The sequence below is a fragment of the Olivibacter sp. EAT-5 genome, from assembly GCF_044784325.1.
GTDB classification, from domain to species: domain Bacteria; phylum Bacteroidota; class Bacteroidia; order Sphingobacteriales; family Sphingobacteriaceae; genus Olivibacter; species Olivibacter oleidegradans.
Genome location: NZ_CP173028.1, coordinates 6,035,839 through 6,060,071 on the forward strand (window position 1 = coordinate 6,035,839; position 24,233 = coordinate 6,060,071).

Below are 24,233 nucleotides of genomic sequence, written 5' to 3' on the forward strand. Positions count from 1 at the left end.
CGAAAATGTCAATTACGTACACGATTTTGAAAACAATTAAGAAAAAATTCGCGAAAAAATTATTTTTGCGTCTGCTTTATGGAAGATACGATTTTACCTGACGAGACATATTTTTATAAAAGCCAACCCCTAAGGGTAACTTTCAAGAACATAGACTACGAGGTTAGAATACTAAATAAAGACATCAAGAAGACCGATACATCGGTCAAAATCTTATTAGATGGTATCGTGCAAACCTTAGAGAGGTCAGCATCACAATGGTATTTTAGCGGATCAGATGATGATCCTGCTTTCGCGCAAGCTATCTGGCATTCCATTTCGCTACGATACCGGTTATAATCAATTGCTAAAAGTCGAAACTTGCGCCCTTTAAACAATCATTACAATTCTGTTCTTCCTGAAAAATCAGATGGAATCCGAGTTGAAATCGTAATCCTCAGTCCTTGTTGCTTTGGCATTATTTTTAGACAAACGCTGGAACCGGATATATTTAGCGTTGTATAAACTACATGTTCCATTCGCTTCAATATGGCCATATTAATTGTCTGATAATGATAGGCGGGTAGTTTTTCGCACAATACATCCCACAAGCTACTTCCTTCCAGATTTACATCGGAATATCCCAATAATTCGGCAGCTTTTTTATCTACCTTTACAATTTGATGCTCGCTGTCCACTTCTAAGTGGCCTACATCCGGCGATACTGTTCGGAGCATAACCTCGTGGAACCGGTCCGGTAATGAGGGAGCAGATGTCCTCTTCATACTTTCTGATCTAAACTATCTATGAAACAATTAAGGGGTATAATTTGTTTGCAAAGTTTGATGCTTAATAAGGCCAACATATTTTTAACAAGTTCGTTACGTAGGCCATACGGCAACGATCATCCTTTGAATAGACAACAAATATTAAACCACGTATTGTAACAGGCTCCGAACACAGCGAAACTAAAATCAAAAAAACTTGTATATCAATAAATTATACGTATCTTTATAGCAATTAATATATTTTTTTATTTTATCTATTACACCATGCAAAAAGGCATAGTAAAATTCTTCAATGAAACCAAAGGATTCGGTTTTATTACTCCACAAGATGGCGGACGCGAAATTTTTGTTCACAGCTCCGGGTTGAAAGACCGTATTCGTGAAAATGATGATGTTTCATTTGAAGTACAACAAGGCCAAAAAGGTCCAAATGCAGTAAATGTTAAGTTGATTTAATACAACTCCATGATATTGTCTTTAAACCGCATCAATGCAAATTGATGCGGTTTTATTTTTGATAATTGCTATTCGGTAAACAATGAATAACTCGCGTATCGTTACAGGATCGATAGTACCCCTTAAAAAAGTTTATTGATATCTTTGCAATAAAGTATTTAATATGGATCATACAAGATGATGCAATGGGTATAAAAAAAGAAAATGCAGATTTGAATATTGCCGTTCTTATTGATGCAGATAACGTTTCAAGTACTAAGATAGAAGGTATTTTAGATGAGGTAAAGCGGCATGGCACTCCTTCTATCAAACGAATCTATGGCGACTGGACTAGCACCTATGTTGCCGGGTGGAAAGAACCATTACTTACTCATGCCATCACGCCCATACAGCAGTACAGTTATACCACGGGGAAAAACGCAACCGATTCTGCACTTATAATAGATGCAATGGATATACTCCATACCCAAAAAGTGGATGGTTTTTGCATTGTCTCCAGCGATAGCGATTTTACAAGACTTGCCATTCGACTCAGAGAGTCGGGAAAGCTTGTATTAGGCATAGGTCAAAAGAAAACACCTAAACCATTTATTGCTGCTTGCGATAAATTCATTTATATTGAGATTCTATATAATAGCCGCGAGTCTACAGGCAGTGGAACACAAGCGCTAAATAAAGAAAAGGAACCTACCGAGCGGGAATCTCTTCGGAGTGCGGACGCAGAAAGCATCAGCCATAATTTTCTTAAATTAATAAAGAACACGATTGATGACGTTGCCGATGAAAGCGGATGGGCATCACTCGCTGAACTTGGTGCCTTGCTGAACAAAAGGAAACCCGATTTTGATCCTCGTATATACGGGTTTAGCAAACTGACACCCTTCTTTAAATCACTTAGTCGACATTTCGAAATCGAAGAAAAGAATGTCGAAAATTCTAAAATCAAACACGTATATATCAAGAATCGGGAACTTCTAAAGTCAAGTCGTAAAAAAGCAAAATAATGACGATGATTAACTCTTCGACAAATAGTGATTATTCAAGCCTATATTAAATTCGCTACGCCAAAACTTACGCAAACAGATATTAGAGATTACTCACCGGGAGGGAATCGCTTTTTTAGCGCTATAATCAGCTCCTGCTTTATTTTCTCATAAGCCGGATCATCTGTCAAATTATAGAACTCGTTGGCGTCCGTTTCATGATCATAAAGCTCGGCTCCTGCTTTACCGGCATCCCATTCGGTATATCGCCATCGCTCCGTACGAACGCTTCGTCCGATTACTCCATTTGGCCTTTTTACCTGAGTATAAGCGGCATTGGGCCATACGGCGCGCGGATGTTTCACTACGGCTTACTAAATCCAATAGCTCATGTACCTGCAATTAAAACGGCTATACTTCAGGCGGCGGTCATAATTAAAAAAACATTGGTCGATTAATCGCTTCATTTCCCTACTTTCTACGATACAATAAAGGTTGCCCTTCCTTCCGGGCAACCTTTTTAGAAACCGCGTCTAAAAAACCGCTTATCCAAATTGACCTACTTTATAGTCACCGGGCACCGTATGAAAAGCAATATTAAGTCGATTCCATACATTGATTGCGCCAACGGTTAAAGTTAAGTCCACAAGCTCCTCATCAGAAAAATGGGCCTTTGCTTCTTGGTAGATGTTATCAGGCACATCGCAATGATTGACCGCTTCTGCCCAAGCCAAAGCAGCCCTTTCGCGTGCAGAAAAATAAGGTGTTTCTCGCCATGCACTTAAACCATACAGACGCTGCTCTGTTTCGCCTGCGGCTCGAAGTTCCTTGGAATGCATATCCAAGCAATAGGCACATTTATTTATCTGTGATATTCTAAAATGTACCAATTCTTGAAGATTTTTTTCAATTGACGATTTTTTCAAATAGGCACCAACACCGAATAAAGCCTTTAATGCATTCTGTCCTTTAGTCTGAAAATTAATTCTCTGTTCCATGATATATTTTGTTTTTATACCCCTATGACAATTGAGTATTCGCGATTGGACATATTATTTGTTTTTTTTTAACAAGTCAATACAAATTTGAAATTCAACAACTTCGTTAGTTATTTATGTTTCTCAGAACAATGAGCTATAGGATCTGTTATTAAATAGACGAGTGTTTTTCGTCTCGTTTTAGTAGCATAGTTGTAAAATCCCTCATCGCCTGTTGAGGGATTTTTTAGTAGGCTTAGCTTATCTGTTTTTCTATCTCTTTGGCAATCTTTTCCAAAAGCTTTACTTCAATATCCGCATTGGTTGTAATAGCAATAATGCCATCCCCACTGTCCTTGAATAGTACTTCACTATTATCGACATCGGTTGTGAAAGACAGCTCCGAACTGTTAAGTGCGGGTTTTATCAGATAGACCTTGCCGGCCACCGTAATATCAAAGGAATCCATGGGTAAATAGTTTACTATAAAACATAGAGACCATTTTAATTGTTTCACCTGTAGTTTTCGATGGGTGCTATTTAGTTAACTACCTTATAACCATTAAATTCATCACAATTAAAAAGTAGCAGGTCATCCAGCAAAATAATCTCTTCTTCTCCCAAGGCAGCAAATTGATTACTGTTAATTGCCTCCAAGTCCCACTTTTTTGGCGTCAATAGGCAATAATTCCCAGTTGAGTGCATTGAAGAAACCAATACAGTATACCCTTTGACAATAAGTTCATCGATCAATTTTCTATCTAGATTAACTTCCATTTCAATAGACTTGATGAGAAAACAAGTGATACCACTTAACTCGTGTGCAAAATGCATCAGACATTTTCATAATTTAAATATTACTTTCCCATCCTACATACTTCTGAGAAAGCTATTGGTTTTGCTGTATAACAAACGATTACAAAAGAAAGTTTGCTATATATATAGTGAGTCAATATAAAAACAGCTTCCACATTGGAAATGCAAGCATCGCTCACAAAATAGTGCGAAAGAAAAAATACGACCATTTGTCATGCCACTTGTCAGTGACAAGAAATTATAAAACAATGCTAGCTAAGCCCTGTCTCCCAAAAATTTACAACAACATTAGTACGGAAAGAACACCATTAAATGAACCATGGCTTAATTTTTGACAACAGCCTTACCTATTACAAATTTTCACACATGATTTTTATTTACTCCATTAACGAAAAACAACTTATCCAAAAAAACATTCAGGGAAAGCTCAAGAACGCGCAAGTTGAAGAGTCCTTCGTATTGGCAATTAGCCAACATTATATCTCTTGGTTGGGACCTTGGTTCCCAGCGAGTGTTAAGAAAAGTCGGCTTTATACGATTCAAGGAAAGGAAATTCTAAAAGCAGATTGGAGTGACCTTATAAAAAAGGAGGCTGAAGTACTAAAGGAGGCTGTCCCTTTTCAAATTGGCTTCTTCAGAAATACAATCATTTTCTTAATCGCTATTGCTGTCCTATCGGTTGTAATGCCAAAGATAAATGCAAAAAAATCAGCGGAAGCTGCCACTCGGAAAGAAACGTTGTACAATCGTTTAAGGCAGTTAAAACAGGGAGATATTTTACGTGTATCTTTTATTAATACCGCAGATGAGCAAAGTATAAATGGAATCGGATTGGTTAAGGTCATGAAGATTGAAGGTGACTCCATCTTTATTGTCAGAAGTAACACCCTAGTAGAAGATAATATGGATAATAGGCAAAGTGAACTATCAATCGGGAATTTCGGAGCTAGTCAAGAGCGCGTTATTAAACATCTAATGGAAGAAATTGTACAAGAAGATGTGCTTATTGCTTACCCAAAAGACATGCAAAGAGCTAACTATACTATAGGACGGGTTATTAAATTTGAGAATTGAGATTATGGGTTTTTTACATAGTTTAGGAAGTTCGCTACAGCAAGTGGCGCACCTCAAAGAACAATTACTTTATTGTCATCAATGGATTGATCAACATCAAATTCCGGTAAAAAAAATTGAAGATAATTTAGATGAACAATTGGTTGAGCTGGAAAAATGGAGTCATACGAATAGCTATTCAGCCGTTCTGAAAAAAGGCAAGCTGTGGAAATCAATCACGGTATCCATAGCCCTGTTGATAGGTCTCGTTATCGGGGGAATATACTTGACAAACCTTCTCTTTCCTGAGTATTTTATTCAAAAGCAGGTATTTAGTTGGATGTTTAGTCATATACTACCGGTGACCATTATACTAGCAATTGTTCTTCTTTTTCTCCTAGTAAGTGTTCAAATAGGAAATAGCTATATGAGAAGCACTCGGGGTGGTGGCAAAGCTTATCAGCAAGCATGGAATGAATTCCGTCAACATTTAAAAAATTCCCACACTTCATAACGAATAAATGAACAAGCTGTATTAAGATACCAACAAAAACAAGCAGATAATACTTAATTCTTTTAAATGCATTCTTAAATGTTTCAAAGCATAGGTGAGTTGATTTTCTACCGTTCTTTTTGAAATTCCGAGCTGTTGGGCAATCTCCTCATTAGACAACTGGTCAAATCGGCTCATCGAAAAGATCTCCTGACATCGAGCGGGTAGTGCCGATAAGTAATATTGAACAAGTTGCATCGATTCGTCTTGTACTAGCCTTTCTTCTCCCCTGTTAGTTGTATCATCTTTCAACTTTCGTTCTAAATCGTCCTCATATTCCATTAAATTTTTTCGAAGCTGGGACAAATTCCGGAAGATAATGTATTTGGTAGCTCTCGTTACGTACGCTTCAAATGATTGGATCATCAACGCGTCTCTTCGTAACCAAAGCGAGGTAAACACATCGTGTACTACATTTGCTGCCAATTCTTTATCGCGCAGATAGCTATAAGAAGTTGTATAGATTTTTGACCAATATCGATCGTACAGGGAACTAAATGCTCGCTGATCACTTCGCTTTACCGCGAACCATAATTCAAGGTCGGTTAGTTTGCTGCTTGACATAATTGGTTTCTGCAAATAAAACACATTCTCGAAAAAAAATAAAATTTTTATGTGTGTGCCTTTAATTTTTTGTCACTACCATAATAACCAGTTAATCTTATGAATCGAGAAGATTTTATTGCACTCTATAAAAAATATACCCAAGGACTGTGTAGCGCCGAGGAAAAGCAACGTTTACGAGAGTATTGGCAGGAGTTTCGGCTAGACGATAAGCCATGGGATGAAAAGTTCGGTATTGAGAACGACATAAAAGAATCCATTTTCGAACGTATTAAAGAAACCACCGCACTTTCATCTTCAGGAAACACGCGAACGGTTAAGAAATTGTGGTACTATGCGGCAGCCGCCATTGTCGGTGTTTTACTAATCGGTTCTTATATCCATCTTTTAAAACCAATGAAACAATCAACGCGGCATATAGCGAAAGCAAGTGAATCTCCTATAGTTCCTGGAAAAAATAAGGCAACTCTGACACTTGCCGACGGTAGCACCATTCAATTAGACGACACCCAAAACGGTACAATAGCCAACGAGGAAGCCTTAATTACAAAAGACGAAGGGCGTGTAGTATATAAAGCAAAGGACCAAAAGACAAAGCAAGATGCAAATATAATTAACACACTTCATGTCCCAAAAGGTGGTGAATATCAATTGGAATTAGCAGATGGTACGAAGGTGTGGCTTAATGCTGGTTCAACGCTCAGTTTTCCCAGTTCATTCGCCAATCTGAAAGAAAGAGTTATCACACTAGCGGGCGAGGCCTATTTCGAAGTTGCTAAACGGACTCAACAGCCTTTCGTTGTCCGAAGTGAGGGCAGCATCGTGCAAGTGCTGGGCACCAGTTTCAATATTAAAGCGTACCCAGAAGAGTCCCTTGTCCAAACTACCTTGCTATCTGGGAGTGTAGTGGTGAAAGAACCTACATCAGCAAACACTAAACAACTATATCCAAACCAGCAAGCAGTCGTCCAAAAGAATCGCGGAAATATGCAAGTACGTACAGTAAATCCGGCAGATATTATTTCTTGGAAAAACGGCTACTTTATATTTGATAATCAAAGCATCCAACAAATTATGCCGGTTATTGAACGTTGGTATGATGTAGAAGTAAGCTATCAACAAACTGACAACACCGATCGTTACGGAGGGACCTTTTCCCGCAATGCCAACCTACAAGATATTCTCCGTGATTTGACGACACTCGGCAATATTCGGTTTAAACTTCAGGGAAGAAAGCTTATCGTGATGGATAACAACGAGCACAAATAATGAAATAAATCAACGCTAACCAAAAAAGAAAGGAGAAAAAAAGAAACCGGAAATGTTGGCGCATTTCCGGCTCAGTAGCACAGGCTACAGTTAGGTAAATAAATTCATTGCTTCTAAACAATTTTAAACCCAACAATCAAATGTATAAAAATTTTATCGAAACGTCATTCGGTACGATACCGTATTGTTTCCGTCACATCTTGCTAAAAATGAAACTGACCGCATTACTGGTTGTATTAGCTATGTTGCAAGTGCATGCTTCTAGCTTTGCACAGAAAATCACCCTTAAGGCTAAAAATGCAACACTAAAAGAGATCGTCGCAAAGATCAGGCAGCAGGCAGATTACGATTTTCTCTATAATAATCGTGTTGCACAAGAGTTGCAACCTATTACGGTAGATATGCGAAACAAAGATATCAGAGAAGTACTCGACGCCTGTTTTGCTAATCAGTCCTTAGACTATAACATCCGCGGTAAGACAATCCTATTGCAAAGAAAAGTATCCGTTATATCACAACAAGAAGAATTACTGACGGGAATTGTAGTAGACGAACAGGACAAACCCTTAGCAGGTGTCACGATAAAAAACAAAAGCAGTGGCGAAACAATTACAACCGATGACGAAGGCCATTTCCAATGCAAGATTAATCTCCGTACAGGAATTCTTTTAGTGCAATTTTTAGGATACGAAGCTCAGGAGATCAACCTAAATGGCCAAGCTACGCTAACAATCTCCATGAAACCACTGATTAACGATCTGAACGAAGTGGTGATAGTGGGCTATGGAACACAAAAAAAGGAGAATGTAATTGGGGCTGTTGCCACCATTAACGCATCTTCGTTAGAAAATCGCTCTGCATCCACCTTATCATCCTCGCTAGCAGGCCTTGCAGCAGGGGTCAATGTGCAAGCGAGCACCGGAAAACCTGGAGCGGATGGGTCCAACATTTTAGTACGTGGAACAGGAACCTTAAACGGCACCTCCCCTTTAGTGGTTATCGATGGTATTGTAGGTTCTATGGATGCCGTAAATCCAAATGATGTGGAGGCAATTTCCGTTTTGAAGGATGCTGCCAGCGCAGCTATTTACGGATCCCTCGGATCAAACGGCGTTATTTTGATTACGACTAAGAAAGGCACGAAGGGAAAAACAAATGTATCCTATACGGGTATGACCTCCATGCTTAGGCCCAATAACATGCCCCAATTTGTTACGGATTATGCCAGGCATATGCGGTTGGTAAATGAAGGTTTTATGAACCTTGGGCAAGCTGCTATATATACGGACGCAACAATCGATAAATGGGAGACAGCGGCGAAAGATCCGAATGGTTTAACCGAACACGGCATTCCTAATGATGTCGCCTATCCCAATACTGATTGGGGAAAAGTACTTTTTGGCCAACGGAAGCTATTACAAAACCATAACCTAACCTTGAATGGGGGAACAGAAAACACCCAGTATCTTTTCTCTGTAGGTTATTTTGATAATCCTGGAACAATGCCCTTAACCGGTGCCGACAATATTCGGATGCGCGTTAACCTTCAAGCTAAAGTAGCCAAATTCCTTACCGTGGGTACGCAAACATTCGGTGATATTCAAAACACCAGTGTCGCTGATGTTGCCACGGCGTATTCATACTTAACGCAAACGGTACCAGGTGTATACCCCAACTATAACGGAGTTTATGGATTTCCCGCAGCAGCCGAAGAGTCGGCAACGGCCAATAATGCATTAGCTTACCTAAACAGCCAAGGGGGAAAAAACCAGGTGAACCGCATCAATAGTACAATTTTTGCAAAATTAAACATAGTAAAAGGCTTGGAATTTGAAACGAAAGTTCACTACGACAATTCGTATACGGAGAATAACACCCATCCTATCCCCTATGAGAAATGGAATTTTGCAACCAATCAGCTAAGTACAGCTGCACAAACTCCAGCACAAATGACAACCCGATATTCTTTGTACAAAAGCTATAATGTGATAATCGATAACGTTTTACGTTACAACAACACCCTTGGAAAACACGACTTTGGTGCGATATTGGGTTACAACGAACAATATTATAACCAATATAATTTTGATGCTGCTAAATTAGGCTTGATACATCCTGATTTAACGACATTAAATTCAGGCACAACCATGACTGGCATTAACGGAGATGAAACAGATTATGGTTTGCGATCGGTATTCGGTCGTCTCAATTATGCTTTTAACCAGCGCTATCTTGGAGAAGTAGTCATACGCTATGACGGCTCGTCGCGCTTTGGAGCCGCGCGTCGCTGGGGCTTGTTCCCTGCATTTTCTGCTGGTTGGCGGATTTCCGAAGAGCGCTTTATGTCGTCTATTAAATCCTTTATCGATGATCTTCGCATTCGCGCCTCTTGGGGCCGAACCGGCAATAATGCTTCCGGCAATTATGACCATTTGCCGACATATGGTACCGTTCCCTATTCTTTTAACAATCAAGCGGTACGAGGCTTGGCGCAGACGAAACTTGGTAACGATTTACTCCATTGGGAAACAACCACGACAACCAATCTTGGCATCTCCGGTATCACGTGGAAAGGGAAGCTTAATTTCGAAGTTGATTTTTACCGGGGGTATACGGACGGAATCCTCTTTGTTCCAAATATTCCCGCAACTACCGGCACTGCGGCAGCGGCGACAATGAATATTGCTGAGGTAAGCAAAAAGGGGGTCGAATTGAGCTTGGGATATCAGGGAAAAGCTAACGATTTCCAATATTCAATTTCCGGCAATTTTGCATACAACACCAATCGGGTTGAAAAATACAAAGGACGCTTGCAGGAGGGCTTCATAACTGATGCCACGGGAAACCGTGTTTATCAATCCAACATTGGCCAGGTTTCAAATGGAAGCAACACACGAATTTTGGAGGGGCATGCTATTAACGAGTTTTACCTGTACAATATCTATCAAGGTACGGGTGACCATTTTTTGGCCGACGGTTCTGTCAACATAAACGGTGGACCGCATGATGGCATGATCCGCACACCGGAGGACATGGAATGGTTAAAGCAGATGGTTGCGGCCGGTTACAGCTTCCAGCCGGCAGATGGTATTGATCCTACTAAGATCTGGTATGGCGATTTAATCTATGCGGATTTAAATGGTGATGGTATATACGGCAATGTCTACGATCAACAGTTTATGAACAAACGTGCCACACCCGCTTACAACTTCGGTTTAAGCGTTAACATGGCTTATAAAGGATTCGACTTTTCTATGATTTGGTCGGCGGCCACGGGAATGTCCTATTATTGGAATACGATTTATTTAAACCAATCGATCGTAGCACAAGGTAAATCAGTTCCACTTTTAGTGGCTGACAATCATTACTATTACAACGAAACAAATCCCAATGATCCGGCTAACAATATCCAAGGACATTATCCGCGCCTAAAGGGAGTCACCGATGCACAAAACGGCCGAACCAGTAATTTCTATTTCTATGATGCATCCTTTGTCAAACTTAGAAATTTACAGATCGGTTATACCATACCGAGTAATTTTGCTAACCGATTTTCCATCTCCAAGCTTCGGGTTTACTTAGCTGGCGAGAATTTGTTAACGTTCACCAAATTTCCGGGTTTGGATCCTGAAATCCCACCCGGGTCTTTAAACCCCGACAATGCATCAGGCACTAATGAACCGAATTACCCCACCATGCGTCAATATTCATTAGGCATAAATCTAACCTTTTAAACTCAGATGATCATGAAAAAAATATTCGCGATATTAATGATTAGCGCTCTTTGTAGTTGCAAAAAAGACCTATTGGATACTTCCCCCTATTCTTCTGTTTCCAGCACCACGATGTGGACTACGGATAACCTAACCGATTTAGGTGTCGCCGGCGTCTATAATGCGTTACGATTAAAAATGGGGCATAGCGGACTCGTTTCGCCCTATGAACTGTATCAGATGGACAGATTCTCATTTACAGGACAAGGACGTTGGGATGAGCCCTTATTAACAGGTACGATTACTGCCGGCGATCCTTTGTTCTTAAATATCTGGCAGATGATGTATGAAGGCATCCAACGGGCCAATGATGGCATAAAGAACATTCCGCAGAAGTCACCATCTAGTACGGAAAAGAAGGCAAGGTATATTGCTGAATGTAAATTTTTGAGGGCCTACTTCTATTTCCGATTAAATCAAGTATATAAGGGGGTGCCTATCTATTTGGAACCTTTCACGGCAACAGAAGCGGTTAAGCCAAGAAATACCGAAGAAGAGGTATGGGATCAGGTTTTAGCTGATCTTAGCGACTGTATTAATGAACCACAACTACCGGAACGATACGCTACCGGAGATGGAAACTATGGACACGTCACCAAGGCAGCGGCCTACGCCTTGCGTGGAAAGATTTATCTATACAAGACCGATTGGGCATTGGCCGCTGCAGATTTCCAAAAGGTGAAGGATGCCGGACATACTTTATTCGCTGACTACAAAGCTCTGTTTAAGGAAGCCAATGAACAGTCGTCAGAGATGATATTTTCAATTCAAAATCGTAGTGAATTTGGTTACGGAAACAATTTCCAGCTATTCTGCGGATGGCCCTCCGCTTACACTCGCGGCTGGAACTATTATATGCCCTCTCCGCATCTCGTGGATCTTTATGAAAATATGGATGGATCGAAATTCAGCTGGGACGCGGTTATTCCCGGCTACACAAAACTTTCCGTTAATGAAAGGGAGGTGTTTTTCTTACGCGATAACCTAACCGAAAGTGAAAAAGCCGCTGCTGCATTACGTGGTGCAAAAATGGAGCTTTATCTACCACAGGGTAACGAAGAACGCATTAAGGCAGCCTACGATAACCGTGATCCCCGTTTGCAGGCGAATATAGTTACTCCTTATGCAACCTTCCGCGGTGCCTATAATTTTACTAATGTGGAAAGTATACAACATATGCGTTGGCCCTTTAGGGCGCAAGCGCCAATCGATGGTGATATTCAAAGCGACACACAGATCAATTTCTTTTACTTTTATAGAAAGTTTGTAGCCGAAGGGGTTACTGAACTAGTAGACCGGAATTTTGGGCCGATCGATTTTCCTATTCTGCGGTACGCAGATGTGCTATTGATGTGGGCCGAGGCCCTCAACGAACAAGGGCTGCTATCAGAGGCAGTCGAAAAAGTGAATGAAGTACGGGCGCGGGCGGGTGTTGCCTTGTTAAATTCAAATACAGCCACTACCGTGACAGGACAAGAAGACTTGCGCGAGCGTATTCGCAATGAACGAAGAGTGGAATTTCCTAATGAAGGTATTAACTATTTCGATGAATTACGATGGGCTACTTGGAAAGAAAAGGTTTTCCAGGTCGGAAATGGTCGAAAGCAGATTTGGGGTGCCAATGTCAGCGATTATAGCTATAAAGGTGATCATCTGTATACCTGGCCCATACCATCAAATGAAATCCAAATGAATCCCAACTTGAAACAGAACCCGGGTTGGATTGATTAAATCAGCATGCCGTAAATTATTAAAGATGAAAAAGTTTTTATTCCCATACACCTTATTATTGACTTTGCTACTGGTTTCATTTAACCATGACAGGCAAGATATTGTCCAACGAAGTTTCGATCGGGCAGCGCGACAATACACCCTCCTATTATCCGCTGCAACCGATCTAAGTCGCTATCCACGATCGACCGATGCCAATGGAAAAACTAGCTATACTGATATCCATGATTGGACCGGTGGTTTCTGGCCAGGGTGTCTGTGGTATCTATATGAGTATACCAAAGACAATAAGTGGAAAGCAGCCGCTCAAAAATGGACCCATTCATTAGAAGCAAATCAATACAATACAGATCATCATGACATCGGATTTATGATGAATTCTAGCTATGGCAATGCATACCGGCTAACCGGCGACACGTGCTATAAGAAAATACTGATTCAAAGTGCCAAATCGCTTGTTAGTCGCTACAATTCAAAAGTCGGTGCCATCCAATCGTGGAACAGTTTTAGTTCGTGGGATGGCCAATCGGTTTATCAATTTCCGGTAATTATTGATAATATGATGAACCTGGAGCTGCTTTTTCTGGCATCACAGCTTTCAGGCGATAGCTCTTTCAGAACCATTGCCATAAAACATGCTGAAACAACGCTAAAAAACCACTATCGTCCAGATTATAGTTCTTATCACGTGGTCAATTATGATCCTTTAACGGGAGTGGTACTGAGTAGAGAAACGGCTCAGGGTTATGCCGACAATTCGGCTTGGTCAAGAGGACAGGCTTGGGGACTTTATGGCTTTACGGTTATGTATCGGGAAACTAAAGACACGAAATTTCTCCATTCCGCCATCAAAATGGCGGAATATTATATCAATCATCAACACTTGCCCAGTGACCTTATCCCCTATTGGGATTTCCATGTCGGACAAGCAGGTTATCAGCCAAACTGGGATTATGATGCCTCCAAGTTTAAAGAAATTCCAAGGGATGCATCAGCGGCTGCAATTACCAGCTCGGCACTGCTTGAGCTCAGTACTTATGTAGAAGAAAAGCATAAACGCTTATTTTACAGCACTGCAAAGAAAATTCTGCAATCATTGAGTACGGACAGGTATATGGCTCAAGCCGGCACAAATGGCTATTTTCTGCTAAAACATAGCGTAGGCAGTATTCCTCATGGAGGTGAGATTGATGTACCCTTAGTATATGCCGACTATTATTTTCTGGAAGCACTTTTACGCATCCAAAAGAATTCACACACTTAACTTATTCAAACCATGACGATCCGATTCTACTTGCTTATCAGTTTATTTTCTGTTATAACCTCTGTTGCCACGCAGACAGCCATTGCGCAGTCTGAACAGACAATGAAGGAACGTTGGCGAGAAATGAATAGAAGTAAGGCCACTGCTTTGGAGGAATTTCAAGACCTAAAATTCGGGCTGTTCATTCATTGGGGGTTGTACGCCATTCCCGGCGGAATTTGGGAAGGAAAAAAAATGGAAGAAATGGGAAGTCCCAGCGTTGCAGAGTGGATTCAGCTTGTCGCGAAGATTTCACGAAAACAATACGCCAAATTGGCGGACGAATTTAACCCAAGTACCTTTGATGCCAATGCTATTGCTAAAATGGCCAAGGACGCCGGGATGAAATACATCGTCATCACCGCAAAGCATCATGACGGCTTTGCGTTGTTCAAATCGAAAGCAAGTCCTTTCAATGTTGTTGACGCCTCTCCATTTAATCGCGATATTATAGCAGAGTTCAACCAGGCCTGTCGAAAATTCGGTTTACGTTTCGGCGTTTACTATTCTCATAACATTGATTGGGCCGATGGTGCTGATGCGCAGTATAAAGAAACCAAAACGATGAATGATAGAGAGGGAAAACGAACCGACGCTTTTGGTGCTAACCTATGGGATCCCAGTCCAAATAGTTTTCAGTCATACCTAGACAACAAATCGGTACCCCAAGTCAAAGAATTACTTTACCAATTTAAAGACATACGTTACATCTGGTTTGATATGCCGGGTTTAATGAAACCCGAACAAAGTTTCCGATTCTATAAAACAGTTTATGATATTAATCCCAAGATTATTATTTCAGAACGCATAGGTAATCAGATGGGCGATTATGCTATTCCGGGTGATAATAAGATCCCCACAAAAAAGGAACAATACGCTATTCCTTGGGAAACTGTCGGAACCTTCAATAATTCATGGGGTTATAAGTCCTATGATCAGGATTGGAAAAGTAAAGAGGAGCTACTTTATTGGTTGCTGGAAATAGTTAGCAAAGGTGGGAATTATATGCTCAACATCGGTCCACGTGCCGATGGTTCCGTACCCGAAATGGTCATTAACAATCTGCAATCGATTGGCAAATGGCTTCAGGTGAATCAAGAAGCCATTTATGGCACAAGACCATGGCGTATAAACCATGAAGGCCCTGCGGAATATAAAATTACCGATACAGAACAGCGGGAGAAAGAAGGTTTCACACTACAGATCAGCCCGACCGATTTTTGGTTTACACAAAAAAACGGTTCGGTATATGCCATAGCACTCAAAACGTCCTCTCATTCGAACATCTTAATTAAAGCCTTTTCAAAAGAAATCAGGACTATACAAAAGGTAGAAATTCTCGGTTTCGGCAAAGTAGCATTCGCACAAAAAATTGACGGCTTGGAAGTAACTTTACCTTTATCAATTATCAATTTGCCAAACGGCTATACACTAAAGGTAAGTTTTAAACGCGAGCCTGAATAGCTTAAAAAGAAATCAACTTTATAACAAGCTTGTTATTATCGGGTTTTAGCACAAAGGACGCTTCATCGAAACGAGGTGCCTTAAATAAGGGCATCTTTCTCGCCGAAAAACCAAAGGGTTCTTTGGGGATACCTAAGAAATTTGTATCCATTCGACCGTTACCATTTTTGTCAAAAAAAATAGCGAGCGCATATTTACCTATCGGTAGTTCTTCAAAGAAAAAAGATAGCGTGTCGGCGTGATTGCTCTCAACAATCTTACTGGCGTAACATTCCTTTTCATTTAAAAAAGACTGTTGATTTCTATAAAGAGCCGCGTATAAAACTCCTTTATTATTTTTTAGATTGCAAACATCGACCCGAAGCACACTTTTTTGCTGCGCACGTAGCCCTATATAACAAAAAACAAACGTAAATAAGCAAAATAATAGACGATGACAGGAACTAAACATCATTTTTCATTTTTTGGATCTGAATATTGAGGGTTATCCGATTCAAACATCGAAATCAATTCATCAAAAGAGCTCTTTTTATCCAACGAATAAATCGGGCGATGTCGTTGATCCAATTTTTGCAGTAACGATAGTAATACGAGATGCTCCTTTTCCGACAACGGCGACATAATGAGATCAGTAACTTTATTAATGCGTTGCAAAGCCAAATAAAAAGCTTGCTTTCCCAGCGTCGTGGCAGACAGAACTTTCGCTCTTTTGTCTGTTTCGGAAGGTGTTTGTTCTACTAATTGTTTCTTTAACAAGCGGCGTATAACCTCGATTCCTGTCGGTTTAAGTTGAAGGTGAGTTTCAATTAATTTAGATGGAGAATAATTGCCTTTGAAAACCAAGCTCAACATAAAGGCAAACTCGTCGTAAGTATCGAAAGCAGTCCCGTCTAGCGCTTGCCGAATGTAGTTCATTTTATGCCTACCTACAGCTGTAATCAAATGAGATGCATTATAATGGGCCTTACCGCCGCGATCTTTCCCATGCCAATTTATTCGCATAAACAAACTTTCATCCGCAGCATCATTGAAATCGCGCTTATTAATTAACCAAGTTGCAAAAGAATGAATATTGTCGGGAGATCTATTCATCTCCTGTTCGTATTGCCTAAGTTCGGACAACAGCTGTATCACTAAATTGTAATCCATGTCAGTAATTAAACACAAATGTATCAAAATAAACAACAAAGATTTTAGTATGTTTTAAAACTTATTTATTGATTTTTTGTATTATTACATACAAATTAGTTATTCATCCTTATGACGCATAAAAAGCCATCCATATCCATTATAGGAGCGGGTATTTCGGGAATGGTAGCCAGCTGCTATCTTCAAAAAAAAGGTTACCAAGTGACAGTATATGAAAAAAATTTAGAGCCTGGCGGTCGCGTCAGAAATTTTACGAATAAAGGATTTACGTTCGATATGGGGCCAAGTTGGTACTGGATGCCGGAAGTATTCGAGCAGTTCTTCTCGGACTTTGGAAAAAAGATTAGTAATTACTATGAACTGATTCGTTTAGAACCTTCCTATAGTGTGTATTTCAATGATGGCAAATTCGAAGTGCCATCATCCATTGAAGGTTTAGGTGAAAAATTTGAAAAACTGGAACCAGGTAGTGCTGGAAGATTACGCTATTATATAAAAGATGCCAGAGAGAAGTACGAAATAGGAATGCATCGATTTGCGTTAAAACCCGCTTTACGTTTTGACGAATTCTTAAGTAAGGATATTTACACACTTTTGCGACGATTACAACCGCTTCGCAATATGGAGCAGCATGTGAACCGATATTTCGAGCACCCAAAAATCAGGCGAATAATGCAATTTCCAGTTATTTTTTTAGGTGCTATGCCTGAAAAAATTCCGGCGATGTATAGTCTTATGAACTATGCCGACATTGTTCTTGGAACGTGGTATCCTAGAGGAGGTATGTCCCGAATCGTCAGCGCTATTTATGCGCTCGCCCTCGAGCTGGGTGTCACGTTTCGTTTTAATGTCGATATCGACCACATTGAAGTTTCATTAGGAAAAGCAAACTATCTAAACAGTTATGACGAACGTTTATCTACCGATTTAGTGATAGGCGCCGGCGATTATCATCACATCGAGCAGCTTCTTCCCGCAAATTATCAACAATATAGTGAACAGTATTGGGAAAGCCGATCGATGGCTCCTTCCTGTCTGTTATACTATATAGGCATTAATAAGCGACTCGACTTAAATCATCACAATCTGTTTTTCGACACTGATTTTGAGAATCACGCTTCTTCTCTGTATAAAAATCCATCGTGGCCGGAAAAACCTTTATTTTACGCGTGCGCTCCATCTGTAAGTGACCCGAGCGTAGCCCCTTCAGGTTGCGAAAATCTATTTTTGTTGGTGCCGATAGCAGCTGGTTTAAAAGGAGATGACCCTTCTCTTAGGGCGAAATATTTCAAACATCTAATCAGCCGTTTAGAGCACCACCTTAAAACGGATATCACCGATCACGTAATTTATTATAAGGATTACAGTATTCAAGAGTTTATAACAGACTATCATGCATATTTAGGGAATGCCTACGGTTTAGCGAATACACTCAAGCAAACAGCCTTTGGCAAGCCTCGTTTAAGGAGCAAAAAGGTAGAAAATCTCTTTTACTGTGGTCAACTGACCGTCCCAGGTCCCGGGCTTCCACCGTCCATACTATCTGGCAAAATGGTGGCTGAGCAAGCAGATCAGTATTTGGCAAAACAAAAAGGAGTAATTATTAGCTAGCGAAATCTATGAATACAATTGACCTCTTTAATTCGACCAGTTATCTTTGCAGCAAAACGATTACGGTTAATTACAGTAGCTCCTTCTCGTCGGCAATCAAACTTTTTCATCCAGAATTACATGCGCCGATTCATGGAATTTACGGTTTTGTCCGCTTAGCCGATGAAATTGTTGATACCTTTCATAATTATCCCAAGGCCATATTGTTAGCGCAGTTCAAAAAGGACACTTTCGACGCAATAGATCAAAAAATAAGTTTGAATCCAATTTTACAGAGTTTTCAGCTCACTGTAAATCAATACAATATCGGGCATGAACTAATCGAAGCATTTTTTGACAGCATGCACTCCGATTTGGAAAAAAAAGATTGGACCACAAAGGAGGAGCTTAGCCGCTATATTTATGGATCGGCCGAAGTAGTTGGTTTGATGTGTCTTCAGGTGTTCTGTGATGGCAATTATGAGCAAGCAAAAATGCTTGCACCAGCCGCCACTTCACTTGGTGCGGCATTCCAAAAAGTCAATTTCCTGCGCGACTTAGCAGACGACTTAAAGAATTTAGAAAGAAGTTATTTTCCCCAGATTGATTTACATTGCCTTTCCCGGTCGGAGAAGGAGTTAATAGAGATGGACATCTCGAAGGATTTTGAAAGGGCTTACGCGGGCATTCTCCAATTGCCGGCAAAGGCCCGCTTTGGAGTATTGGTAGCTTATAAATATTACTTCTGCCTCTTTCAGAAAATTAAGGGGATCACGCCTGAACAATTGCTATCAAGCCGAGTAAGTGTTCCTCCAATAAAAAAAATGCTTCTTCTACTACAAATCAAAGTTGGTAATCGCCTTGGATTTCAATAGAATTTTAACTAGTTTAAACAATGGATATGTTATTATATATCGGGTTGACTATACTTGTTTTTGTGCTCATGGAACCTATTACTTGGGCAACTCACCGCTACGTAATGCATGGTTTTTTATGGTCGCTTCATCGCGATCATCACGAGCCTAATCACAGTAAACTGGAAAAAAATGATTGGTTTGCCTTTATTTTTTCCATTCCAAGTATGCTATGCTTTTATTTTGGCCATATGCGAGAAAATCCATGGTATTATTGCCTAGGTACAGGCATATTGCTTTATGGTATAGCTTACTTTTTTGTTCATGATATCATTATCCATCAGCGTGTAAAATGGTTTACCAGATCAAAAAATCGCTACATCAGGCAACTCCGCTGGGCACATAAAATGCACCATAAACATCTTGGTCCGGAGAACGGGGAGTCGTTTGGATTTTTATACGTTGAAAAAAAATACCGAGCAAAAATAAAACGTGATGACGATCTCAACAACAACAGCGCCCAGCGACAATAACTTCGATTACATTATTATCGGTGCGGGCCTAGCTGGATTAAGTCTAGCTGTGAGCCTACTAAAGAATAAAATAACGGGTCGTAAGCGTATCTTACTCTTGGAAAAAAGTCAGCAGCAATATCAGGGGCGTACCTGGTGCTTTTGGGAAAATGGTGCTGATTGGTGGGATAGCTTAGTTAGTAAAACGTGGTCCATTGCTACCTTTTACGAGGGTACACGTCAGTTAGCAAAAGAATTAGCACCTATGAAATACAAAATGGTGCATTCAGATGACTATCGGCGTTACGTTTTCAATATACTTCGTAAACAGCAAAACATCCATCTACTATCTCGCGATGTAGTCGATTGCAAAGACCTCGGTACAACAGTCGCTGTTCATACGGAGGAGGGACTATTTTTTGCGCCCCTTGTATTCGATAGTCGTTTCCAGTTGGCTGAATTAGAGAGACACAAAGGGCACATACTTTATCAACAGTTTATAGGTTGGTTTATAAAAAGTGAAGAGCCGATTTTCGATCCGCAAAAAGCGTGTTTAATGGACTTTAGGGCGACACAAGATACACATGTATCTTTTTGCTATGTATTACCCAAGACAGCACATGAGGCGCTTGTTGAGTTTACCATATTCAGTAAACAAATTTATTCCGATCAATACCTCCAAGCATTACTAACCACATATATTGACGAACATATTGACACTTTTAGTTTTAATGTATTAGGCAAAGAGACCGGCGTCATTCCGATGACCGATTATGCGTTTGGGAGTCCGTCAAATCGCATCATTCCAATTGGCACAGCGGGTGGTTGCAGCAAGCCATCTTCAGGCTATACCTTCACTTTTGTGCAACAACATGTCAAACACATCGTTCAACAACTCGCACAAGACCGATTGCCACTTCCCTTCCATAAGCTTCAGGCTAAACGTTTTCTTTTTTATGACCGCGTTATGTTACGAATCCTTAAAGAATTTCCAGAAAAAGGCGCCTCATTATTTTTTAGTATGTTTCATCGAAATAACGCTAACAGCATGTTCAAATTTTTAGCGAACCAAAGCACACTTTGGCAAGAAATTAATATTTTCCGCAAACTGCCAGTTTTATTTTTTTTAAGAATGGCTTGGCGAGAGATCGTTCGCGATAAGTAAGCAATTAATCTGTATATAAATGATCCACCGTATTTATACGATTACGTAAAAATACGGTTTCGTCAATCAAGGAAAACTTCATCTGCATTCTCCTGTTAAGTGCTATAGCTAGTGATGTTTATATTTAACACCGAATTTATGTTAGCAATGAACTACCGAGGACCGTTTAGAGTCCGGACTGATGAAAAACCATATCCAAAAATCCTACATCCAGAGGACGCTATTGTTCGAGTTACTCGCTCCTGCATATGCGGTTCTGATCTACACTTGTATCATGGACTAGTACCCGATACACGCGTCGGCAGCACTTTTGGCCACGAGTTTATCGGCATTGTAGAAGAAGTGGGATCGCAAGTAACCGAAATTCAGGTTAGCGATCATGTGCTTGTACCCTTCAATATAGCTTGCGGTAAATGTGCCTTTTGTAAACAGGAATTATATGGCAATTGTCATGAATCAAACCCTGAAGCAACTGCTGTTGGCGGTATCTTCGGTTATTCGCATACAGCAGGTGGTTACGATGGTGGACAAGCGGAGTACGTCCGTGTCCCTTACGCTAATGTCGGACCGACCCGCATACCTCCCGAGATGGATCCGGACGATGCGGTATTATTAGCCGATGTGGTGCCTACCGCCTATCAGGCAGCCGAGATGGGAGGCATCAAAAAGGGTGATACAGTAGTTATTTTTGGAGCCGGGCCAATAGGTATTATGACGGCAAAATGCGCCTGGCTATTCGGTGCCGGCCGTGTTATCGTTATTGACCACTTGGAATATCGACTGGAATTCGTTAAAAATTACGCACAATGCGAGGCTTATAATTTTCGCTCGATGGAAGACCCGGTTCTCTTCATTAAAAAAACAACCGATTGGTTTGGTGCTGACGTGTGTATTGATGCTGTTGGTGGCGACGCTGCCGGTAATGCCATGCAAACCATCACTGGAAGAAAATTGCTCTTGCAAGCAGGTTCGGCTACGGCACTTCATTGGGCAATCAATTCGGTTAAAAAAGGAGGCATTGTATCCATTGTAGGCGTATACGGACCTACCGACAATCTGATCCCCATCGGCAACGTAGTAAACAAAGGCATCACCATTCGCGCTAACCAAGCGTCCGTAAAACGCGTATTACCTAAGCTTATAGATCATGTTATGGCAGGGCGGTTAAATCCCAAAGGCATTATCACACATCGGCTACCATTGGAAGAGGTATCCGACGCTTATCGTATGTTTTCATCTAAGTTAGACAATTGCATAAAACCTGTACTCATACCACCCAAAGCAAAAATATAATATGAAAGAGACAAAGGATTATTCACACATAAAAGGTTGGGGTATCGACGCAGATCCTGAAAACGAACCTACTTACCCCCTAAAAAACTATACAGGTGACGACCATGCTCGTACTCATTGGGACCGCCCAAGTCTACAGGTAAAGGACGTGGAAATCCTCCACTCTAACGAAAGGCCAACTATTAGCGCTGTATTTGGCAATACCTTACCTCCAAAAGGTTTAAGTGGAATCGTTAGACGTTTTGCCTTCAGATACAGCGAAAATCGATACCGCCATTGGTTACCCTTATTGTTGGCCGACCGGATTGATGTGATAGAGGGCTTGTTTGACGACCTACGCCGTGGGCATATCCCAAACATCTTTGCAGAGAAAGGGTATAAAGCACGTTGGAAACATGATCGAAACGGTGTCATTAAAAAAGCGGCAACGGTTGTGGTGATAACAAGCTGCCTAATCCTTCTTCTTCGACACGGAAAAAATAAGCGGTAATTTATTTTTTTGCCCCAAGGCTTTTCCTATTTTTGGTGCTCAAATGCATCATTATGAAAATATTCGCCCTTGTACCTTTATTCTGTTTGTTACCGCTCGCACCTAAAGCTCAGACCCTCGAAAAAATGACTTGGTTTAATGAGCCCGCCGAATGGAAAATAGATGGTCGACAATTCACGATGGAGGTGACCCCTAAAAGTGATTATTGGCGAGTTTCGCATTACGGATTTACCGTAGATGACGCACCTTTTTATTATGCTAACTATGGAGGTGAATTCGAAGCGAAGGTGAAACTCATTGGCCAGTACCAGGCGCGCTTTGATCAAATGGGTTTAATGATCCGAACCGACCATGAAAACTGGATCAAGGCGGGGGTCGAATTTGTGGATGGCAAACTCAATGTAAGTGCGGTAGTAACGCACGGAAAAAGCGATTGGAGTGTGGTACGATTGGAAAAAATCCCGCCTCACATTTGGATAAAAGCGATAAGACGCTTGGATGCCATTGAATTTTTTTACTCCTTCGACGACAAAAACTATATCATGCTGCGCAACGCTCCCTTAGAGGACAATCGGCCTGTGCAGGTTGGTTTGATGGCAGCTTGTCCCGATGGCGATGGTTTTACCGCCAAGTTCGAAGAATTTACCGTCAAGCATTTACCTGATCAACGTCGGATTGAGTGGTTGAAAAAGAACGCTTCAGAATAATTGCAAGAATTAAAAATATCCTTCCTTTTCTAATTTATTAGACAATGATTATCGCCAATGCTTGGAATTCTGCATTGATTGCCTATTTTTGTTTGCAGTAAACCAAATCGCAGACCTAGTGGCTTTCGAGGAAAAAGAATTGATATTACAAGTATCAAAGGGCAATGAACACGCCTTTTCGCTTCTTTTTCGTCAATATCATTTACACCTGGCTACATTTGTTTATAAGCTGACAGACTCCTATGAGCTTACGGAGGAAATTGTGCAGGATGTCTTTCTCAAAATATGGACAAACCGAGCGCAATTAACCGCTGTTAAAAATTTTAAAGCCTATCTATTTACTGTTTCGAAGAACCATAGCCTCAATTGTCTAAAGCAGGCGGTAAAAGAAAAAGCAGTCCGCCAACACTGGAAACACGAACACAGTAGGCTGTTTAGCGAAGATGAGTTAACAAACTATCATCTTTTGCTTGATCAGGCGATCGATACGCTTCCTCCTCAACAGCAAAGAGTTTATTTGCTAAGTAAGCATGAACACTTAAAATACGCGGAAATAGCCGATCGAATGGGGATTTCTAAAGAGACCGTTAAAAGCTACCTAAAACTTGCAACCGGTACGGTTATCAGCTACCTGAAAAAGCATATTTACCTTCTTCTCTTTTTGCTCATTAAAATAAAGTTTTAATTTTTCGCTAGTCGCTACCCCCTTTTTTTATTTTTTATTGTCTTTTATATAGTCTCGCTTGCTAGCAAGGGACATAACC

26 protein-coding genes are annotated in these 24,233 nt (G+C 40.6%); 18 read left to right on the forward strand and 8 right to left on the reverse strand.

All coding sequences use genetic code 11. The features are described from left to right. The first annotated feature begins 78 nt into the window (after positions 1–78). The gene (locus ACH11B_RS25390) at positions 79–339 is read left to right on the forward strand and encodes a hypothetical protein (protein ID WP_013667903.1); all 261 of its coding nucleotides are present in this window, start codon (positions 79–81) and stop codon (positions 337–339) included. Positions 340–380: 41 nt separating this feature from the next. Here ACH11B_RS25390 and ACH11B_RS25395 read toward each other — a convergent pair whose 3' ends face one another. Continuing rightward, entirely contained in the window at positions 381–764 is a 384-nt protein-coding gene (locus ACH11B_RS25395; RefSeq protein WP_083812330.1) for a PAS domain-containing protein, read from the reverse strand. Between the two features lie 267 nt (positions 765–1,031). On the opposite strand from ACH11B_RS25395, the gene ACH11B_RS25400 reads away from it, so the two are divergent. Together ACH11B_RS25400 and ACH11B_RS25405 are read left to right on the forward strand one after the other, a co-directional pair. Continuing rightward, the gene (locus tag ACH11B_RS25400) at positions 1,032–1,223 is read left to right on the forward strand and encodes a cold-shock protein (RefSeq protein ID WP_013667904.1); all 192 of its coding nucleotides are present in this window, start codon (positions 1,032–1,034) and stop codon (positions 1,221–1,223) included. A 185-nt stretch (positions 1,224–1,408) separates the two neighbouring features. Continuing rightward, positions 1,409–2,227 (forward strand): NYN domain-containing protein, encoded by an 819-nt coding sequence (locus ACH11B_RS25405; RefSeq protein ID WP_130856800.1) that lies wholly within the window; start codon positions 1,409–1,411, stop codon positions 2,225–2,227. Between the two features lie 89 nt (positions 2,228–2,316). On the opposite strand, the gene ACH11B_RS25410 is transcribed toward ACH11B_RS25405, so the two are convergent. The 4 genes from ACH11B_RS25410 to ACH11B_RS25425 all read right to left on the reverse strand — a co-directional run bounded on the left by ACH11B_RS25410 (position 2,317) and on the right by ACH11B_RS25425 (position 4,017). Further along, positions 2,317–2,571: a hypothetical protein gene (locus tag ACH11B_RS25410; protein WP_377611093.1), complete on the reverse strand. Its 255-nt coding sequence runs from the start codon at positions 2,569–2,571 to the stop codon at positions 2,317–2,319. A 180-nt stretch (positions 2,572–2,751) separates the two neighbouring features. Continuing rightward, positions 2,752–3,204 (reverse strand): carboxymuconolactone decarboxylase family protein, encoded by a 453-nt coding sequence (locus tag ACH11B_RS25415; RefSeq protein ID WP_377611095.1) that lies wholly within the window; start codon positions 3,202–3,204, stop codon positions 2,752–2,754. A 235-nt stretch (positions 3,205–3,439) separates the two neighbouring features. Further along, positions 3,440–3,652, reverse strand: coding sequence for a hypothetical protein (locus tag ACH11B_RS25420; RefSeq protein ID WP_013667907.1), 213 nt, complete (start codon positions 3,650–3,652; stop codon positions 3,440–3,442). 71 nt (positions 3,653–3,723) lie between these two features. Then, the gene (locus ACH11B_RS25425; RefSeq protein ID WP_013667908.1) at positions 3,724–4,017 is read right to left on the reverse strand and encodes a hypothetical protein; all 294 of its coding nucleotides are present in this window, start codon (positions 4,015–4,017) and stop codon (positions 3,724–3,726) included. Between the two features lie 348 nt (positions 4,018–4,365). Here ACH11B_RS25425 and ACH11B_RS25430 point away from each other — a divergent pair, with 348 nt between their 5' ends. Both ACH11B_RS25430 and ACH11B_RS25435 read left to right on the forward strand, forming a co-directional pair. Further along, positions 4,366–5,073, forward strand: a complete 708-nt coding sequence (locus ACH11B_RS25430; protein WP_130856797.1) for a hypothetical protein — start codon at positions 4,366–4,368, stop codon at positions 5,071–5,073. Between the two features lie 4 nt (positions 5,074–5,077). Then, on the forward strand, positions 5,078–5,566 hold the full coding sequence (locus tag ACH11B_RS25435) for a DUF6097 family protein (RefSeq protein ID WP_013667910.1): 489 nt from the start codon (positions 5,078–5,080) through the stop codon (positions 5,564–5,566). A gap of 21 nt (positions 5,567–5,587) precedes the next feature. Here the strand turns inward: ACH11B_RS25435 and ACH11B_RS25440 are convergent, their stop codons facing one another. Next, the gene (locus ACH11B_RS25440; RefSeq protein ID WP_377611097.1) at positions 5,588–6,169 is read right to left on the reverse strand and encodes an RNA polymerase sigma factor; all 582 of its coding nucleotides are present in this window, start codon (positions 6,167–6,169) and stop codon (positions 5,588–5,590) included. Between the two features lie 99 nt (positions 6,170–6,268). On the opposite strand from ACH11B_RS25440, the gene ACH11B_RS25445 reads away from it, so the two are divergent. The 5 genes from ACH11B_RS25445 (at position 6,269) to ACH11B_RS25465 (ending at position 15,709) form a co-directional block, all read left to right on the forward strand. Next, the gene (locus ACH11B_RS25445) at positions 6,269–7,438 is read left to right on the forward strand and encodes a FecR family protein (RefSeq protein WP_377611099.1); all 1,170 of its coding nucleotides are present in this window, start codon (positions 6,269–6,271) and stop codon (positions 7,436–7,438) included. Between the two features lie 209 nt (positions 7,439–7,647). Next, positions 7,648–11,172: a SusC/RagA family TonB-linked outer membrane protein gene (locus ACH11B_RS25450; RefSeq protein WP_377611101.1), complete on the forward strand. Its 3,525-nt coding sequence runs from the start codon at positions 7,648–7,650 to the stop codon at positions 11,170–11,172. A gap of 12 nt (positions 11,173–11,184) precedes the next feature. After that, entirely contained in the window at positions 11,185–12,942 is a 1,758-nt protein-coding gene (locus ACH11B_RS25455; protein ID WP_130856793.1) for a RagB/SusD family nutrient uptake outer membrane protein, read from the forward strand. A 25-nt stretch (positions 12,943–12,967) separates the two neighbouring features. After that, complete coding sequence (locus ACH11B_RS25460; RefSeq protein WP_377611103.1) at positions 12,968–14,206, forward strand: glycoside hydrolase family 88 protein; 1,239 nt, start codon at positions 12,968–12,970, stop codon at positions 14,204–14,206. A gap of 12 nt (positions 14,207–14,218) precedes the next feature. Then, a complete protein-coding gene (locus ACH11B_RS25465) occupies positions 14,219–15,709 on the forward strand; it encodes an alpha-L-fucosidase (RefSeq protein ID WP_149106004.1) in 1,491 nt (496 codons plus the stop codon). 1 nt (position 15,710) lies between these two features. Here the strand turns inward: ACH11B_RS25465 and ACH11B_RS25470 are convergent, their stop codons facing one another. Both ACH11B_RS25470 and ACH11B_RS25475 read right to left on the reverse strand, forming a co-directional pair. Continuing rightward, positions 15,711–16,163, reverse strand: coding sequence for a DUF2141 domain-containing protein (locus ACH11B_RS25470; RefSeq protein ID WP_130856790.1), 453 nt, complete (start codon positions 16,161–16,163; stop codon positions 15,711–15,713). Beyond that, a complete protein-coding gene (locus ACH11B_RS25475; protein ID WP_130856789.1) occupies positions 16,160–16,858 on the reverse strand; it encodes a winged helix DNA-binding protein in 699 nt (232 codons plus the stop codon). Before ACH11B_RS25475 ends, ACH11B_RS25470 begins: the two co-directional genes overlap by 4 nt. 111 nt (positions 16,859–16,969) lie before the next feature. Here ACH11B_RS25475 and ACH11B_RS25480 point away from each other — a divergent pair, with 111 nt between their 5' ends. From ACH11B_RS25480 to ACH11B_RS25515, 8 genes are all read left to right on the forward strand, one after another. Beyond that, on the forward strand, positions 16,970–18,469 hold the full coding sequence (locus ACH11B_RS25480) for an NAD(P)/FAD-dependent oxidoreductase (RefSeq protein WP_149106006.1): 1,500 nt from the start codon (positions 16,970–16,972) through the stop codon (positions 18,467–18,469). An 8-nt stretch (positions 18,470–18,477) separates the two neighbouring features. Beyond that, positions 18,478–19,323 (forward strand): phytoene/squalene synthase family protein, encoded by an 846-nt coding sequence (locus tag ACH11B_RS25485; protein WP_130856787.1) that lies wholly within the window; start codon positions 18,478–18,480, stop codon positions 19,321–19,323. Between the two features lie 20 nt (positions 19,324–19,343). Beyond that, positions 19,344–19,835, forward strand: a complete 492-nt coding sequence (locus tag ACH11B_RS25490; protein ID WP_130856786.1) for a sterol desaturase family protein — start codon at positions 19,344–19,346, stop codon at positions 19,833–19,835. Next, positions 19,798–20,979 (forward strand): lycopene cyclase family protein, encoded by a 1,182-nt coding sequence (locus ACH11B_RS25495; protein WP_130856785.1) that lies wholly within the window; start codon positions 19,798–19,800, stop codon positions 20,977–20,979. Before ACH11B_RS25490 ends, ACH11B_RS25495 begins: the two co-directional genes overlap by 38 nt. A 138-nt stretch (positions 20,980–21,117) precedes the next feature. Continuing rightward, positions 21,118–22,272 carry a zinc-dependent alcohol dehydrogenase gene (locus ACH11B_RS25500; RefSeq protein WP_149106009.1) on the forward strand — a complete coding sequence of 385 codons (1,155 nt, stop codon included), beginning with the start codon at positions 21,118–21,120 and terminating at the stop codon, positions 22,270–22,272. A gap of 1 nt (position 22,273) precedes the next feature. Next, positions 22,274–22,762, forward strand: coding sequence for a hypothetical protein (locus tag ACH11B_RS25505; protein ID WP_149106010.1), 489 nt, complete (start codon positions 22,274–22,276; stop codon positions 22,760–22,762). 53 nt (positions 22,763–22,815) lie between these two features. Next, positions 22,816–23,469 (forward strand): DUF1349 domain-containing protein, encoded by a 654-nt coding sequence (locus ACH11B_RS25510; RefSeq protein WP_149106011.1) that lies wholly within the window; start codon positions 22,816–22,818, stop codon positions 23,467–23,469. A gap of 118 nt (positions 23,470–23,587) precedes the next feature. Next, positions 23,588–24,154: an RNA polymerase sigma factor gene (locus tag ACH11B_RS25515; protein WP_168204581.1), complete on the forward strand. Its 567-nt coding sequence runs from the start codon at positions 23,588–23,590 to the stop codon at positions 24,152–24,154. Positions 24,155–24,233 lie beyond the last annotated feature (79 nt).

Coding starts and splice junctions, on each gene's coding strand:
- ACH11B_RS25390 (WP_013667903.1), top strand. CDS start 79: ATGGAAGATACGATTTTACCTGACGAGACATATTTTTATAAAAGCCAA.
- ACH11B_RS25395 (WP_083812330.1), bottom strand. CDS start 764: ATGAAGAGGACATCTGCTCCCTCATTACCGGACCGGTTCCACGAGGTT.
- ACH11B_RS25400 (WP_013667904.1), top strand. CDS start 1,032: ATGCAAAAAGGCATAGTAAAATTCTTCAATGAAACCAAAGGATTCGGT.
- ACH11B_RS25405 (WP_130856800.1), top strand. CDS start 1,409: ATGGGTATAAAAAAAGAAAATGCAGATTTGAATATTGCCGTTCTTATT.
- ACH11B_RS25415 (WP_377611095.1), bottom strand. CDS start 3,204: ATGGAACAGAGAATTAATTTTCAGACTAAAGGACAGAATGCATTAAAG.
- ACH11B_RS25420 (WP_013667907.1), bottom strand. CDS start 3,652: ATGGATTCCTTTGATATTACGGTGGCCGGCAAGGTCTATCTGATAAAA.
- ACH11B_RS25425 (WP_013667908.1), bottom strand. CDS start 4,017: ATGCATTTTGCACACGAGTTAAGTGGTATCACTTGTTTTCTCATCAAG.
- ACH11B_RS25430 (WP_130856797.1), top strand. CDS start 4,366: ATGATTTTTATTTACTCCATTAACGAAAAACAACTTATCCAAAAAAAC.
- ACH11B_RS25435 (WP_013667910.1), top strand. CDS start 5,078: ATGGGTTTTTTACATAGTTTAGGAAGTTCGCTACAGCAAGTGGCGCAC.
- ACH11B_RS25440 (WP_377611097.1), bottom strand. CDS start 6,169: ATGTCAAGCAGCAAACTAACCGACCTTGAATTATGGTTCGCGGTAAAG.
- ACH11B_RS25445 (WP_377611099.1), top strand. CDS start 6,269: ATGAATCGAGAAGATTTTATTGCACTCTATAAAAAATATACCCAAGGA.
- ACH11B_RS25450 (WP_377611101.1), top strand. CDS start 7,648: ATGAAACTGACCGCATTACTGGTTGTATTAGCTATGTTGCAAGTGCAT.
- ACH11B_RS25455 (WP_130856793.1), top strand. CDS start 11,185: ATGAAAAAAATATTCGCGATATTAATGATTAGCGCTCTTTGTAGTTGC.
- ACH11B_RS25460 (WP_377611103.1), top strand. CDS start 12,968: ATGAAAAAGTTTTTATTCCCATACACCTTATTATTGACTTTGCTACTG.
- ACH11B_RS25465 (WP_149106004.1), top strand. CDS start 14,219: ATGACGATCCGATTCTACTTGCTTATCAGTTTATTTTCTGTTATAACC.
- ACH11B_RS25470 (WP_130856790.1), bottom strand. CDS start 16,163: ATGATGTTTAGTTCCTGTCATCGTCTATTATTTTGCTTATTTACGTTT.
- ACH11B_RS25475 (WP_130856789.1), bottom strand. CDS start 16,858: ATGGATTACAATTTAGTGATACAGCTGTTGTCCGAACTTAGGCAATAC.
- ACH11B_RS25480 (WP_149106006.1), top strand. CDS start 16,970: ATGACGCATAAAAAGCCATCCATATCCATTATAGGAGCGGGTATTTCG.
- ACH11B_RS25485 (WP_130856787.1), top strand. CDS start 18,478: ATGAATACAATTGACCTCTTTAATTCGACCAGTTATCTTTGCAGCAAA.
- ACH11B_RS25490 (WP_130856786.1), top strand. CDS start 19,344: ATGGATATGTTATTATATATCGGGTTGACTATACTTGTTTTTGTGCTC.
- ACH11B_RS25495 (WP_130856785.1), top strand. CDS start 19,798: ATGACGATCTCAACAACAACAGCGCCCAGCGACAATAACTTCGATTAC.
- ACH11B_RS25500 (WP_149106009.1), top strand. CDS start 21,118: ATGTTAGCAATGAACTACCGAGGACCGTTTAGAGTCCGGACTGATGAA.
- ACH11B_RS25505 (WP_149106010.1), top strand. CDS start 22,274: ATGAAAGAGACAAAGGATTATTCACACATAAAAGGTTGGGGTATCGAC.
- ACH11B_RS25510 (WP_149106011.1), top strand. CDS start 22,816: ATGAAAATATTCGCCCTTGTACCTTTATTCTGTTTGTTACCGCTCGCA.